This window comes from Streptomyces sp. 8N706 (assembly GCF_052245415.1).
GTDB lineage: Bacteria > Actinomycetota > Actinomycetes > Streptomycetales > Streptomycetaceae > Streptomyces.
In genome coordinates this window covers 1-15,111 of sequence record NZ_JBQQBW010000024.1, presented here as the reverse complement: position 1 = coordinate 15,111, position 15,111 = coordinate 1, and the positions used below count along the sequence as shown (strand labels likewise).

Sequence of the window (15,111 nt, the reverse complement as noted above, 5' to 3'; positions counted from 1 at the left end):
CCCGGACGACGGCCGGATCCGCCGCCCCGTGCGTGTGCCCGGGCCCGCTCGGGCGTCCGGAGGCGGGCGCCCGCGGAGGTCCGCGTAGCCTCATGTGCTCGCATCGGGACCCTCTGTGGCCGTTTTCCAGCGCCGCCGTGGCCCGGAGTGGCAGTCTGCTGGACAAACAGCGGTACAAGTCGGAGGTGCAGCTCGTGGCGTCCAACGTCAATCCCACCGTCAGACGACGCCGGTTGGGCCAGGAGCTGCGCAGGCTGCGCGAGCTCAGGGGCATGACGGCCGAGGAGGTGGCGGAGCGGCTGCTGGTCTCCCAGTCGAAGATCAGCCGGCTGGAGAACGGCCGCCGCAGCATCAGCCAGCGCGACGTCCGCGATCTGTGCGGTGTCTACGAGGTCGAGGACCACCGGATCGTCGACTCGCTGATGCAGATGGCCAAGGACTCGCGCCAGCAGGGCTGGTGGCATGCCTTCGGCGACATCCCGTACAGCGTCTACATCGGTCTCGAGACCGACGCGGCCTCGCTGCGCGTGTACGAGCCCCAGGTGATGCCCGGACTTCTGCAGACCCGCGCCTATGCGGAAGCGGTGATCTCCGGAGCCCTTCCCGAGGCCTCGCACACGGACATCGAGAAGCGGGTGCAGGTCCGGGTCCGGCGCCAGGAGCGGATCACGGCCGAGGAGAACCCGCTGCGGCTCTGGGCCGTCCTCGACGAGTCGACGGTGCGCCGGATGGTGGGCGGCCGCCAGATCATGCGCGACCAGCTGGACCATCTGGTCGAGCTGTCCCAACTCCCCCATGTGACGGTGCAGATCATGCCGTACGAAATGGGCGCTCACCCCGGCGTCACGGGGCAGTACACCATCCTCGAGTTCCCGGACGCCGCCGACTCGAGCGTGGTGTATCTGGAGGGTGTGACGAGCGATCTCTATCTCGAGAAGGCGAACGACGTACAGAGCTACAGCGTGATGTACGAGCATCTGCGGGCCCAGGCGCTCAATGTCGAGCAGACCCGGCAGTTCATCACCGAGGTCGCCAAGGACTACGCACGCTGAACAGCCATCGTCCCGGTGATGAGCGCGGGTACGGTACACCCTCGCCACATCGACATGGAAGCCGCAACGGAATATGCCATCCGGTCGAGTGAACGGCCGCCTCCGGAAGCACGGTTGGCGAGTAGCGTCGATCACGCCATCGAGCAGGAACGCTGGCAACCTCACCAACTGGTACAAACCGGAGCAGACATGGCAATTCAGCAAGGCGCCACGGACATCTGGACCAAGTCCTCGTACTCCGCCGGAAACGGCGCATGCGTCGAGGTCAAGTCCCCCGCCCCGCGCACCGTCGCCGTGCGGGACTCCAAGGACCCCGAGGGGCCCTCGCTCTCCTTCGCCCCCGAAACATGGACCGCGTTCGTGGCCGAGCTGAGCCAGGGCGCGTTCGACCTCGACTGAAAGAGCCGCACCGTCCCCGCACCGCATATGCGCCACCGCCCGGAGCCCTCTCGACTGGCCCGCCGTCCCGGCCGAGGGGGCTCGGCCATGTTCCGGCGCCCCCCGGCCGACGGAGTCCGACGACACAGCGGTCGGTGCCGGGGAGGGTGCGGATGAAGCAGCGGCGAACTCGCCCCGGCCGAGGCCGGATGCGGCGAGTTCGCGCTCCGGAACCCTGAGGTGGCCGTCGAGGCACCCGCGCGGATGCTCCCGCGGAACCATCGCGGCCCCGGCCGGGTGCCGGCGTCCTCGCCCTTGCCCTTGCCCTTGCCCTCCAGGTGCCGCCGCTGCTTGGCGTCCGGAAACCGGGACGGGCGCAGCGGCCGGTCCAGGGGAGGCGGCCTCGGCCCGAAGACCGTCGCCATCGCCATCGCCAACCGCATCGCGGACGGATAGGTGGACACTGCATGATTTCTCGTACAGTGCGGCCACCCCTTGAGCGAAGGAGTTCCGTCCATGCGCACCTCCGCCCCCGGTCTCGCCGCACGCGCCGCCTCGGTCGCTGGTTCCCCGGTGCGTGACATCCTCGCGCTCACCGCACGCCCCGAAGTGATCTCGTTCGCGGGCGGGCTGCCCGCAGCTGAACTGTTCGACACGGACGGGCTGCGGGCCGCTTTCCAGCAGGCGCTCGACGGTGACACCGCCCGCCGGACGCTGCAGTACTCCACGACCGAGGGCGACCCGGACCTCCGGGCCGCCGTCGCCACCCGGCTCTCCGGGCGCGGCCTGGTCACCGGCCCGGATGATCTGCTGATCACCTCCGGCTCGCAGCAGGGCCTCACCCTGCTGTCCACGGCCCTGCTGGAACCCGGCGACACCGTGCTCGTCGAGGACCCCTGCTACCTCGCCGCCCTGCAGTGCTTCGCGTTCGCGGGCGCCCGGGTCGTGCCGGTGCCGGGCGACGAGGAGGGCGTGGACCCCGCGGCGCTGGAGGAGCTGGTGGCCCGCGAGCGGCCGAAGCTGCTCTATCTCGTGCCGACGTTCCAGAACCCGACCGGGCGCACACTCCCGCCCGCCCGCCGGCGCGCGGTGGCGGAGGCCGCGGCGCGCGGAGACGTGTGGATCGTCGAGGACGATCCGTACGGAGAACTCCGGTACAGCGGGGGCCCGGTGCCCTGGATCGCGTCGTACGAGGAAGCCGCCGACCGTACGGCCCTGCTCGGCAGCTTCTCGAAGATCATGGCCCCTGGCCTGCGGCTGGGCTGGTTGCGCGCCCCGGCAGCCCTCCGCCGCGCCTGTGTCGTCGCGAAGCAGTCGGCCGATCTGCACACCTCGACGGTCGATCAGACGGCGGCCGCGCGCTATCTGGCGGACGCCGACCTCGACGCCCATCTGGTGCGGGTGCGGAGCGCATACCGGGAGCGGCGGGACGCGCTGCTGGCGGGGCTGCCGGACGCACTGCCGGACGGGTCGCGGTGGACATCCCCGGAGGGCGGGATGTTCATCTGGGCGACCCTGCCCGAAGGGCGGGACACGACGGCGCTGCTGCGGGAGGCGGTGGAGCACGATGTGGCATACGTGCCGGGGGCGCCCTTCTACTCAGGTCCGGCCGATCCCGCGACGATGCGGCTGTCCTTCACGACGCACACACCGGACGAGATCGCGGAGGGGCTGTGGCGACTGGCCAAGGTCGCGAGATGATTCTGACGTGCCGTCAGAGATAGGGAAGGGGCGGGCCACCGGAGTTGGGCGTTACGCCCGGGGATAGCGGGCGAGCCAGCCCGGGGAGGAGACCGCCGGGCCGTGGAGTGCGGGGCCCTGGGTCATCTCCATCGCGAAGTCGTCCGCGAGTTCCAGGATGGTGGCGCGGCCCTCCAGTTCGGCCAGCCAGCCGGGCGGCAGGGCCGTCTCGCCGTGCAGGGTGCCCAGGAGGTTGCCGCAGACGGCGCCGGTGGAGTCCGATTCGCCACCGTGGTTGACGGAGAGCAGCAGGCCGTGGCGTACGTCCTCGGCGACGAGCGCGCAGTAGACGCCGATCGCCAGGGCGTCCGCCGCGGTCCGGCCCTCGCCGAAGGACTCGACCCGGGCGGCGGTCGGCATGCCCTGGCGTACGGCGCCGAGCGCATGCCGCAGGGCGTCGGTGGTCTCCTCGTGGCCGGGGCGGGTGGCGAGTTGCCGGAGAGCGTGCTGGATGGCGCTGTCGAGGTCGTCGCCACGGGCGAGGGTGTGGACGACGACGGCCAGGGCACCGGACGCGAGGTAGGCGGTGGGGTGGCCGTGGGTCTGGGCGGCGCACTCGACGGCCAGCTGGAAGACGAGCTGGGGCTCCCAGCCGACGAGCAGCCCGAAGGGGGCCGAGCGCGCGAGGGCGCCGCACCCCTTGCACTCGGGATTCTTGGGCTTGTCGAGAGTGCCCATGACGCCGTCGCCGAGGCCGGTGAGCGTGGCGCGGACCGGCTCGCGCCGGGCGTACAGCCACTCCTCACGGGCCAGCCAGCCGTCGTCCTTGCGCCGCTCGTCGGGTCCCCAGTCGCGCTGGGTGACGGACCAGCGCAGATGGGCGCGGTAGATGTCGGTGGGCGGGTGCCAGGCGCCGGTGTCCCGGCGGACCTGGGCCCGTATGAGCCCGTCGACGGTGAAGAGGGCCATCTGTGTGTCGTCGGTCACCGCACCGCGCCGCCCGTAGGCGGGGACGTAGTCGGTGACGCCGTCCGGGCCGTGGGCCAGGCGGATGTCCTCGAGCGAGTCGAACTCGATACCGGCGCCGAGGGCGTCGCCGGTCGCGCCGCCGAGGAGACAGCCACGGACCCGGCTGCGGAAGTCCTGCTGCTCGGCGCGGCCCCAGACAGCTGTGCCCGCTGCGCTCACTGCGTCCTCCCGATTCCGCTCTCGTTCCGAAGCCGTACGGCCTGTCCCTCGCTCGCGCAGCACTGTAATCGAACGCGAACGGGCAGCTCCGAGGCAAGGACGGATTGTAACCAATCGCCCCGAAACATACGGGTTTGGTGGCATGCGTCATCGGCACGGCCTGCCGCGGCCCCGCCCCGTTCACCTGCCGTCCTGGGCGCCGGGACACCGGCGGCTCAGCCTTGCGTCGACCCTCCCGCGGCGCGGCGGCTCGGGCGTGGGCCGCCCGGCGGGCGCCGGACCGGAACCGGGCCGCCGCGCGAGGTACCGGGGCTGCTGTGGGTGCTGTTGTCAGGACGTGGCGGACACCCTGGGTGCTGCCGGTCGCCGCCCGGTCGGCGAGCGACGACAAAGCGGCACCAGGGGTGAGACGCCCTGGGCACCCCGGCACCCCGGCACCGGGAGCGCTTCCGGCAGACGGCCGTTCAGTCACCCACGGCCGTTCAGCCTGATCCGGTTCCCGCATCGCGGGGACCGGTGGATGTGACCCGTAACCGCCCTGTCCAGGGGGCAGTCGGGAGCATAAACACAGCCGTACCGAACCGAGTCAACACCCTCGGTCGTTCACGGCCGAGTAGTTGACTCACCCAGCACCGGGAGCAGTTCCGGCAGGTGGCCGTCGGAGACCAGGGCCGCCTCCTGGCGTTCGGCCGGGACCTCGCCGTAGGTGGTCGTACGGGGCCGGGCCGGCCGGCCTGCCGCGTCCGCGATCGCGACCAGATCACGGATGGAGCGGTGGGAGCCGTAACGCGACCCCGCCATACGGGAGATGGTCTCCTCCATCAGCGTGCCGCCGAGGTCGTTGGCGCCCGAGCGCAGCATCTGCGCCGCCCCCTCCGTGCCCAGCTTCACCCAGCTGGTCTGGATGTTGGGGATGTACGGGTGAAGGAGCAGCCGGGCCATGGCGGTGACGGCGCGGTTGTCGCGGGCCGTAGGACCGGGACGGGCGATACCGGCCAGATAGACCGGCGCGTTGGTGTGCACGAAGGGCAGTGTCACGAACTCGGTGAAGCCCTCCCGGTTCTCGGCCAGTGCCGCCTGCTGGATCTCGGCCAGCAGCCGGAAGTGGCCGAGCCAGTGCCGGGGCTGGTCCACATGGCCGTACATCATCGTCGAGGACGACCGGATACCGAGCGCGTGGGCGGTCCTGATGACCTCGACCCAGGTCGCGGCCGGCAGCTTGCCCTTGGTGAGGATCCAGCGGACCTCGTCGTCGAGGATCTCGGCGGCGGTGCCGGGGACGGTGTCCAGGCCCGCTTCCTTGGCGGCCGTCAGCCAGTCGCGGATGGACAGGCCTGTGCGGGTCGCCCCGTTGACGACCTCCATCGGGGAGAAGGCGTGCACATGCATTCCGGGCACGCGTTCCTTCACGGCGCGCGCGATGTCGAAGTAGGCCGTGCCCGGCAGGTCGGGGTGGATCCCGCCCTGCATGCAGACCTCGGTCGCGCCGACGTCCCAGGCCTGTTCGGCCCGGTCGGCGACCTGCGACAGGGAGAGGGTGTAGGCGTCGGCGTCCGTGCGGCGCTGGGCGAAGGCGCAGAAGCGGCAGCCGGTGTAGCAGACGTTGGTGAAGTTGATGTTGCGCGTGACGATGTAGGTGACATCGTCTCCCACGGTCGCCCGGCGCAGGTCGTCGGCGATCCGGCAGAGGTCGTCCAGCGCCGGGCCGTCGGCGTGCAGCAGCGTCAGGGCCTCGGAGTCCGTCAGTTTCGTGGGATCGTCGGCCGCGACGGAGAGCGCGGAGCGTACGTCGCCGTCGAGCCGCGAGGGGACCATGCCGGGCGCCGCGGCCTCGCGCAGGGCCTCCCAGTCGCCGTAGACCTCGTCGAAGTCCTCCCGGCGGTCGGCGGTCCGGCCCTCGGTGTCGATGGTGCGGTGCAGCTCCGTGCGGCCCGAGGCGGTGAAGCCGCCGTCGGGCTCCTGCCAGGGCAGCCCGGACGGCCGTACGCCCTCCTGGGCCAGACCGGTCTCCGGGTCCGCGAGGGCCCGGATGTGGGGCAGCAGCCGCGGGTCCAGCCAGGGCTCGCCGCGCAGGAGGTACTCCGGGTAGACGGACAGCCGTTCCCGCAGCCGGAAGCCGGCGGCGGCGGAGCGCTCGGTGAGCTCCTCGATCTGCGGCCAGGGGCGCTCGGGGTTGACGTGGTCGGGGGTGATCGGGGAGACACCGCCCCAGTCGTCGATCCCTGCGCCGATGAGCATCGCGTACTCCTCGTCGACCAGATTCGGCGGCGCCTGGATGCAGCCGGAGGGGCCGAGGATGTGCCGGGCGACGGCGACGGTGGCGGCCAGCTCCTCCAGCTCCGCGTCCGGCATGCCGCGCATCGCGGTGTCCGGTTTGGCGCGGAAGTTCTGCAGGATGACTTCCTGGATGCCGTGGTACGTGCGCGAGATCCGGCGCAGGGCGAACAGCGACTCGGCGCGCTCCTCGTACGTCTCTCCGATCCCGATCAGAAGTCCGCTGGTGAAGGGGACATTGGAGCGCCCCGCGTCCTCCAGGACCCGCAGCCGGACGGCCGGTTCCTTGTCCGGCGAGCCGTAGTGCGGGCCGCCGGGCTCGCTCCACAGGCGCTCGGCCGTGGTCTCCAGCATCATGCCCATCGAGGGGGCGACGGGCTTGAGCCGCTGGAAGTCCGTCCAGGACATCGCACCGGGGTTGAGGTGCGGCAGCAGCCCGGTCTCCTCCAGGACGCGGATCGCCATGGCGCGCACATACGCGATGGTGTCGTCGTACCCTTCCGCCTCCAGCCACTCGCGGGCCTCGGGCCAGCGGTCCTCGGGGCGGTCCCCCAGGGTGAACAGGGCTTCCTTGCAGCCCATTTCGGAGCCGCGGCGGGCGATGTCCAGTACCTCGTCCGGGCTCATGAACATCCCGTGGCCCGCGCGGCGGAGTTTCCCGGGCACCGTGGCGAAGGTGCAGTAGTGGCACTTGTCGCGGCAGAGCCGGGTGAGCGGGATGAAGACGCTGCGCGAGTAGGTGATCACCCCGGGGCGGCCCGCGGCCTCCAGCCCGGCGTCCCGCACCCGCGCCGCGGAGGACATCAGATCCTCCAGATCCGCGCCCCGCGCCTGGAGCAGGACGGTGGCCTCGGCGGTGTCCAGCGCCACTCCGTCACGGGCACGGCGCAGCGCCCGTCGCAGGGCGTTCGCGGTCGGTCCGGGCTGCTCGGTCCCCTGCGCGCTGGTCGTCATTCCCCGAGCATACGAGCGCATTCCAGCCACGAAAGCCCTCGCAGGTCCCGGGTGTGTGTGCGGCTGCTCACGACCCTGTGACCTGTTTGCCGGGAATAGCCGGAACCTCGAACCGGAACGTCGGACGGCCCCTCGGACCGCACCCTCAAAAGCCGTCGGGCCGCGCCCTCAGAAAGAAGGGCAGCCCCTCACAAGTACTGGGCGTACGCGTCCAGGGCCCGCAGGACCTCCCCCTCTCCGGCGGGCGGCAGCTGGAGGACGACCTCGTCGACGCCCAGGTCGGCGTAGTGGGCGAGCTTTCCGGGGGAGGGCCGCACCGCGTACGGCACGACGGCCGGTCCTTCCGGGCCCCGGCCGGCCTCCTGCCAGGCCGTACGCAGAGCGGGCAGCGCCTCGGTGAGGCCGCGGCCGCCGATCGGCAGCCAGCCGTCCGCGTACTCCGCGACATGCGCGAACAGTTTGGGTCCGGCACCGCCGCCGACCAGGGTGCGGGGGCCGCTGAGCGGCGGCGCCCCCGTGCGCTCCCGGGGCGGCCGCACCGGCTTGGGGTACGCCTCGCTGGCGCGCACCGAACCGAACTCCCCTTCGTACGCGGTCGGCTCCTCCGCCCACAGGGCCCGCATCAGGGCCATCCGGTCGCGGCTCACTTCACGCCGGCGTGCCCAGTCCACGCCGTGGTCGGCGGCCTCCTCCACGTTCCAGCCGAAGCCGATCCCGAGGGTGAAGCGGCCGCCGGAGAGAAAATCGAGGGTGGCGGTCTGCTTGGCGAGGACGATGGGGTCGTGCTGGGCGATGAGGGTGATGCCGGTGCCGAGGCCGAGCCGGTCGGTGACGGCGGCGGCCTGGCCGAGGGCGACGAACGGGTCGAGCGTGCGGCCGTATTCGGGCGGCAGCGGGCCGCCGGCCGGGTACGGGCTCTCGCGGCTGACCGGGATGTGCGTGTGCTCGGGAAGATAGAGCCCGGCGAAGCCGCGCTGCTCCAGCTCCTGCGCGAGCCGTACGGGGGTGATCGTCTCATCGGTCGCGAAGATGGTGGTGGCGATCCGCACGGGGGCACCTCCGGTGAGGGACGACGGGCCTCGGAGGACGGAGGGTCACCCGGGACTCACCCGTCCGGGTCCCGATCCTGCCCCTTTCCGCGGGACAGCGCACGTAGGCCCGGCGCCGGAAGCCCTCCTCCCCGGGCTTTCCCCGGACGCAATCCTCACCGCCACGAAAGCCGCGTCCCCTCTTCCCTTGTCCGGGGGTTCACGGCTCAATACGAGAGTCGGGCGCACCACTCCCTCCTTTTGCTTCTCTTCCGTCCCTTCCGACGCTCCGAGGAGTCAGCGGCATGTGCGAAGACCTGGTGTCCGACGGAATGGGCCGCCGCGGGCTGCTGCGCGCGTCCGTGGTGACGGGGACGACCGCCGCGCTTACGTTGAACGGCGTGAGTTTCGCCAGGGGCACCGAGGAGCGTGACGCCGGCGGGGACGAGACGAGGACGATCACCGGGCACCTGCCGCCCGGGGCGCCGGACTTCGTGTACCTCCCGGTCGAAGTGCCGAGCGGAGTACGGGAGATCGCCGTCTCCTATACGTACGACAAACCGGTCGTCCCACCCGGTACGCAGGGCAACGCCTGTGACATCGGGATCTTCGACGAGCGCGGCACGGACCTGGGCGGACGGGGCTTCCGGGGCTGGTCGGGCGGCGCCCGCACGGAGTTCGCGATCAGCGCGGAGGAAGCGACGCCCGCTTACCTCGCGGGCCCGGTCCGGCCGGGCACCTGGCATGTCGTCCTGGGCCCGTACACGGTCGCCCCGCAGGGGATGAACTACTCCGTCACCATCACGCTCCGGTACGGCGAGCAGGGCACCACGCCGAAACCGGTCCACCCTCCGCAGCGGGCGAAGGGCCGGGGCCGGGCCTGGTACCGCGGCGACTGCCATCTGCACACCGTCCACTCGGACGGCAAACGGACCCCTGCCGAGGTCGCGGCCGCCGCTCGCGCCGCGGGGCTGGACTTCATCACCACGACGGAGCACAACACGACCTCCGGCCATGGCGCGTGGCACGGGCTGTGGGGTGACGATCTGCTCATCCTGACCGGTGAGGAGATCACCACCCGCAACGGCCATGTCGTGGCGCTCGGCACCGACGCGGGCACCTTCATCGACTGGCGCTACCGGGCGCGTGACAACGCCTTCGGCCGTTTCGCCCGTAAGATCCGCCAGGCGGGCGGTCTGGTCGTCCCGGCCCATCCGCACGCCACCTGCGTCGGCTGCAACTGGAAGTTCGGCCTGAACGACGCCGACGCGGTGGAGGTCTGGAACGGCCCGTACACCCCGGATGACGAGGTGACGATCGCCGAGTGGGACAACACCCTGGTGGCGGCGGTCCGCGCGGGGTCCCCGGCGCCGGGAGACAGGACACCCCGCTGGCTGCCCGCCATGGGGAACAGCGACGCCCACCGCGAACCGCAGGTGGTCGGCCATCCGCAGACCGTCGTCCTCGCCGATGACCTCTCCCGGCAGGCGATCCTGGAGGGTCTCCGCGCCGGCCGGAGCTGGATCGCCGAGTCCTCGGAGGTCGCGCTCACCTTCCGGGCCACCGGGGGGCGCGGCCGGCACGCCGGGATCGGTGGGCGGCTGGCGGTGGACCGCCAGGAGGAGGTGACGGCCCGTCTGGAGGTGGCCGGCGTTCCCGGCTGCTCGGTCCGCCTGGTCACGGACCAGGGCCAGTTGTACGCCACGCAGCTGCCGCCGTCCGGTTCCGGCACGGTCGAGTGGCGTACGACGCCGTCGAGCGCCGCCTATGTCCGCGCCGAGGTTCGGCACCCCCCGGCCGGCGGAGACGCCTCCGGCCTTCCGGGAGCGATGGCCGCCCTGACCAATCCGATCTTCCTGGGCGAGGACTGACGCGGTCACGGTGGGAGCGGTCGGCACGGTCGCGTCCGGGCCACCGTCGGGCCAGTGCTGTGACATGGCGCGGGCGTTGGCGCAGGCTTTGACGCGGGCGTTGGCGCCCGCCCCGTAACCGTACGTCGGGCCGGTGCAACCCGGGGAGGACCGGACGAGGGATCGCACGCGGCAGCGGAGCGTACTGCCGCCGCGGCCCGATGCGGTCGGCAGGGCACCGGGTACCGCAGGACTGACGGACCTCTTCGAGGGCCGCGATCAGGACTGCGGCCCCATCGCGCCCACGCCCCGCGTGGGCGCTTCACGCGAGTCGCCAGCGGCTCATGGGGCACGCCCGACAGCAAGGACTGCACCGATGACCTTGAACGCTGCACGCCTCCGCCGCGGAGCGCGCGTACTCGTCCCCCTTCTCGGCGCGATCACCCTGACAGGGGCAGTGACCAGCTCAGCAGCCGCGAACCCGTCAGCCGTGGTACGCGTCGGCGGCCAGATCCGCTATGCCGCGCTGCCCGCGGAAACGAACGCGGTGACCTTCTCCGACCTCGCGGGGACCTTCCTCGTCACCGACACCCCCATCCTCACCGCAGGCCCCGGTTGCACCCAGCTCACCACCGGTTCGGCGACCTGCGGCCCGACCGCCACCGTGACGTCGATCGGCGCAGCCCTGGGCGACGGGGACGACAGCGCGGTCGTGACCGATGACATCCTCGTTCCGGCCGCCATCGACGGCGGGCTGGGCGAGGACTCCATCGACGGCGGAGGCGGCAGCGACCGGCTCAACGACCCCGACGGCTGGGACAGCCCGCCCACCACGAACACGTTCAACGGCGGGCCGGGCAACGATGCGATCGTCAGCCGTAACCAGGGCTTCGACGTGGTGGACTGCGGCCCCGGCATCGACACGGTCGTGGCGGACTCGGCTGCCCTCGACTCCGTCGTGAACTGCGAGTTCGTCCAGCGCAGCTGATCCTCAGCCACGAACACCCCTGTGCGGGCGGACCGATGCACCGGCGCTTCCCTCCCGGGCCTCGTCACGGGTCCGGGAGGGGAGGGCCGGGCGCGGAGAGGCGACGGCTGCGACGACCGCGAAGCCGCTGCCGCGGCCGCCCTGGTGACGGCGCAACGACGGCAACCGCACAGCTGTCGGGCCGCGGTGCTCACCGTGCGGGTGTCCCGCCCGGAGCGCAGCACACGGCCCGGGACCCCCGGTCACCTCGTCGTCCCGGATGGTCTCCACACCGTTGCCCCGTACGCTCACGATCCCGGCCGCCCGGGAGTCCAACCGCGGGCCGCCGCCCGGACGTGGGCGCGGCATGCAACAGTGCGTCTGTACCAGGCTTGTGGAGACAGGGTGCCCCTACTGACGCGACAGTCGTGGACAAGGCAGACTGGCCTGTGCGACAGGACTCCGAGATCAGCTGGGGGACAGCGATGGGACAGGAACCGGCGCACCGGACGCGTCTGCGTTTCGCCGTACTCGGTCCCGTAAGGGCCTGGCGCGGTGAGCAGCCGCTCCCGCCCGGTTCACCACAGCAGCGGGCCCTGCTCGCGGCCCTGCTCCTGCGCGGGGGCAGCACGGCGACCGCCTCCGAACTGGTCGACGCCCTGTGGGGGGACGAGCCGCCGAACGCCGCCCTCGCCGCCCTGCGGACGTACGCCTCCCGGCTGCGCAAGGCCTTCGGCCCGGATGCGGACGCTCTGGTCAGCGAGTCCGGTGGCTATGCGATCCGGGTCGAGGACGGCGGGCTGGACATCGCCATGGCCGAGAGTTACGCCGCCGACGCCGAGAAGGCCCGCAGCCGCGGCGACCGCTGCCGAGCCCGGGAGCTGATCAACGACGCCCTGGACCTGTGGGACGGGGAGCCGCTCGCCGGGCTGCCCGGCCCGTACGTCGAGGCCCAGCGCACCCGCCTCGAGGAGTGGCGGCTCCAACTGATCGAGACACGCCTCGACATGGACCTGGAAGTCGGCTGCCACGCCGAGGCCGTCTCGGAGCTGACCGCCCTGACCGCCGCGCACCCGCTGCGCGAACGGCTGCGGGCCCTGCTGATGCTCGCCCTCTACCGGAGCGGGCGTCAGGCGGAGGCGCTGGCGGTGTACGCGGACACCCGGCGGCTCCTCGCGGACGAGCTGGGCGTCGACCCGTGCACCGAGCTGAACGATCTGCACCAGGGCATCCTCGAGGCCGACTCGGGACTCGCGGCACCGGTCTGCGAGCCGAGCGAACAGCCTCCGAATCTGGTCCGGCCTGCCCAACTGCCCGCGACCGTAGCCGACTTCACCGGCCGCGCCGCATTCGTGGGGGAGCTGAGCGAGCAGCTGGCGACCGCCGAGGGCCGGATCATGGCCGTTTCGGCGGTGGCGGGCATCGGGGGCGTGGGCAAGACGACCCTCGCCGTCCATGTCGCCCACACGGCGCGGGACCACTTCCCGGACGGGCAGTTGTATGTCGACCTCCAGGGCGCGGGCGCACGGGCCGCGGAGCCGGAGGCGGTGCTGGGAGCCTTTCTGCGCGCCCTGGGCACGGCCGACGCCGCGATCCCGGACTCGGTCGCCGAACGGGCCGCGCTCTACCGCTCCACGCTGGACGGGCGGCGCGTGCTGGTGCTCCTCGACAACGCGCGCGACGCGGCACAGGTGCGTCCTCTGCTCCCCGGCACCGAAGGCTGCGCCGCGCTGATCACCAGCCGGGTCCGGATGGTCGATCTCGCCGGTGCGCACCTGGTCGACCTGGATGTGATGAGCCCGGAGGAGGCCCTCCAGCTGTTCACAAGGATCGTGGGAGAGGAGCGGGTGGGCAGCGAGCGCGACGCGGCGCTCGATGTCGTCGCCGCGTGCGGCTTCCTGCCGCTGGCGATCCGTATCGCCGCCTCGCGGCTCGCGGCGCGGCGGACGTGGACGGTCTCGGTGCTCGCCGCGAAGCTCGCCGACGAGCGGCGGCGGCTGGACGAACTCCAGGCGGGTGACCTGGCGGTGAAGGCCACCTTCGAGCTGGGCTACGGCCAGCTGGAGCCCCAGCAGGCCCGCGCCTTCCGCCTGTTGGGCCTGGCCGACGGACCCGACATCTCCCTGGCGGCGGCCGCGGCGGTCCTGGACCTGGACCCGTACGAGGCGGAGGAGCTTCTGGAGTCGCTGGTGGACACCTCGCTCCTGGAGTCGGCGGCGCCGGGCCGCTACCGCTACCACGACCTCGTACGGCTCTACGCGCGTGCGTGCGCGGAGCGGGACGAGCAGCCGCCCGCGGAGCGGGATGCGGCGATGTCCCGGCTGCTGGACTTCTATCTGGCGAGCGCCGCGCGCGTCTACGCACTGGAGCGGCCGGGCGACCGCGTCGTCCACCACCTGGCCGCGACGGAGAACGCCGGGCTGGTCTTCAAGGACCGGCCCGAAGCGCTGGACTGGCTGTTCGCGGAAGCCGCGTGCCTGCTCGCCACCGCCCGCCAGTCCGCCGCGGCCGGCACCCTCCGGCGGGCGGCCGATCTGCTGCTCGCCACCCAGGATCTGGCCGAGTCCGGCGCCGTGTCCCGGCAGTACGAGCAGGCCGCACGGGCCGTCCTCGGCGCGGCGTGCGAGGCCGGTGATCCGCAGGCGGAGGGGCGCGCCCGGACCGTGCTCGCCCATGGGCACAGCATCGCGGGACGGTTCGCGGAGACCGACGCCGAAGCGCGAGCCGCTCTCGCGCTGGGCCGGGCCGCCGGCGACCCGATCCCCTGCTGCTACGCGCCCAACGACCTCGGGATCATCGCCATCTACCAGAACCGGCACCAGGACGCCGAGGCCCATCTGACCCAGGCCCTCAACGCGTTCCGGGCCGACGGCAACCGTCCCGGCGAGGCGAGCGCCCTGAGCAACCTCTCCCGGGTCCAGCTCAACATGGGGCGGCCGACGCGCGCGGTCGAGTTGTCCGAACAGGCCCTGGCCATCTACCGGGAGCTCGGCGGGACCCTGCGGCTCGCGAACGGGCTCTACGCCCTGGGGCTCGCCCTCACCGACCTCGGGCAGCACGACAAGGCGCTGAGCCGGCTCACCGACGCACTGGCGGTCTTCCAGGAGAACCGGCAGCGGTTCTGGGTGGGCATGACGCTCTACCGGCTCGCTGCGACACATCTGGCGGCCCGGCGCCCGACGCAGGCGGCCGCCCACGCCGAACAGGCCCTGACACATCTCCGCGGCATCGGCGGGCTCTGGCGTCGGGGCAACGTCCTGACGCTGCTGGGACGGGCGTTGGACAGCCTCGGGCAGTCGGACCGGGCGCGGGCGTGCTGGCGCGAAGCGCTGGGGCTCTTCGAGGAGGCGGGGGCGGCCGAGGCGGAGGACGTACGGGCGCTGCTGACGCCCGCCGCCGTCGCCTGACCGCATCCGGACGGGCGCGTTCATCGATCGTTTATCGCGGCCCGGCACTCTTGAGGCAATCGACTCGCTGCAACGGGGGGCAGGCGGGTCGGGGGATGCCTCACCTCTGAAGGTGAACGGCACCGAGGTGAACGGCACTGAGATGCCCGCCCGGCGACCCACGGGGGAGTCGCCGGACGGGCACCACAGAAATGGGTCCCCCTGAGACCCACGGAGTAGACAATGAGCGAGACCAGGAAGAACAGGACGGACGCCAAGCCACAGGACGCCTTGGCGGCGGGCGAGACCGGCGGAGAGGTCACGGCGGAGGGCGGGTCCTCGGACGGGGACATC

Annotated in this window: 9 protein-coding genes; 6 read left to right on the top strand and 3 right to left on the bottom strand. The window is 72.2% G+C overall.

Annotated features, from left to right (window positions below):
• The first annotated feature begins 194 nt into the window (after nucleotides 1–194).
• From ACTWQE_RS11905 to ACTWQE_RS11895, 3 genes are all read left to right on the top strand, one after another.
• Entirely contained in the window at nucleotides 195–1,052 is an 858-nt protein-coding gene (locus tag ACTWQE_RS11905; RefSeq protein WP_443328859.1) for a helix-turn-helix domain-containing protein, read from the top strand.
• A gap of 189 nt (nucleotides 1,053–1,241) precedes the next feature.
• The gene (locus tag ACTWQE_RS11900; RefSeq protein WP_443328858.1) at nucleotides 1,242–1,451 is read left to right on the top strand and encodes a DUF397 domain-containing protein; all 210 of its coding nucleotides are present in this window, start codon (nucleotides 1,242–1,244) and stop codon (nucleotides 1,449–1,451) included.
• A 495-nt stretch (nucleotides 1,452–1,946) separates the two neighbouring features.
• Entirely contained in the window at nucleotides 1,947–3,131 is a 1,185-nt protein-coding gene (locus ACTWQE_RS11895; RefSeq protein ID WP_443328857.1) for an aminotransferase-like domain-containing protein, read from the top strand.
• 51 nt (nucleotides 3,132–3,182) lie between these two features.
• Here ACTWQE_RS11895 and ACTWQE_RS11890 read toward each other — a convergent pair whose 3' ends face one another.
• The 3 genes from ACTWQE_RS11890 to ACTWQE_RS11880 all read right to left on the bottom strand — a co-directional run bounded on the left by ACTWQE_RS11890 (nucleotide 3,183) and on the right by ACTWQE_RS11880 (nucleotide 8,575).
• Nucleotides 3,183–4,298, bottom strand: a complete 1,116-nt coding sequence (locus ACTWQE_RS11890) for an ADP-ribosylglycohydrolase family protein (RefSeq protein WP_443328856.1) — start codon at nucleotides 4,296–4,298, stop codon at nucleotides 3,183–3,185.
• 603 nt (nucleotides 4,299–4,901) lie between these two features.
• Nucleotides 4,902–7,526, bottom strand: a complete 2,625-nt coding sequence (locus tag ACTWQE_RS11885; RefSeq protein ID WP_443328855.1) for a bifunctional FO biosynthesis protein CofGH — start codon at nucleotides 7,524–7,526, stop codon at nucleotides 4,902–4,904.
• 188 nt (nucleotides 7,527–7,714) lie between these two features.
• Nucleotides 7,715–8,575 carry an LLM class F420-dependent oxidoreductase gene (locus tag ACTWQE_RS11880; RefSeq protein WP_443328854.1) on the bottom strand — a complete coding sequence of 287 codons (861 nt, stop codon included), beginning with the start codon at nucleotides 8,573–8,575 and terminating at the stop codon, nucleotides 7,715–7,717.
• Between the two features lie 284 nt (nucleotides 8,576–8,859).
• On the opposite strand from ACTWQE_RS11880, the gene ACTWQE_RS11875 reads away from it, so the two are divergent.
• The 3 genes from ACTWQE_RS11875 to ACTWQE_RS11865 all read left to right on the top strand — a co-directional run bounded on the left by ACTWQE_RS11875 (nucleotide 8,860) and on the right by ACTWQE_RS11865 (nucleotide 14,778).
• Nucleotides 8,860–10,425 carry a CehA/McbA family metallohydrolase gene (locus tag ACTWQE_RS11875; RefSeq protein ID WP_443328853.1) on the top strand — a complete coding sequence of 522 codons (1,566 nt, stop codon included), beginning with the start codon at nucleotides 8,860–8,862 and terminating at the stop codon, nucleotides 10,423–10,425.
• A 355-nt stretch (nucleotides 10,426–10,780) separates the two neighbouring features.
• A complete protein-coding gene (locus ACTWQE_RS11870; RefSeq protein WP_443328903.1) occupies nucleotides 10,781–11,392 on the top strand; it encodes a hypothetical protein in 612 nt (203 codons plus the stop codon).
• A gap of 464 nt (nucleotides 11,393–11,856) precedes the next feature.
• Entirely contained in the window at nucleotides 11,857–14,778 is a 2,922-nt protein-coding gene (locus ACTWQE_RS11865; RefSeq protein WP_443328852.1) for a BTAD domain-containing putative transcriptional regulator, read from the top strand.
• The last annotated feature ends 333 nt before the right edge of the window (nucleotides 14,779–15,111 follow it).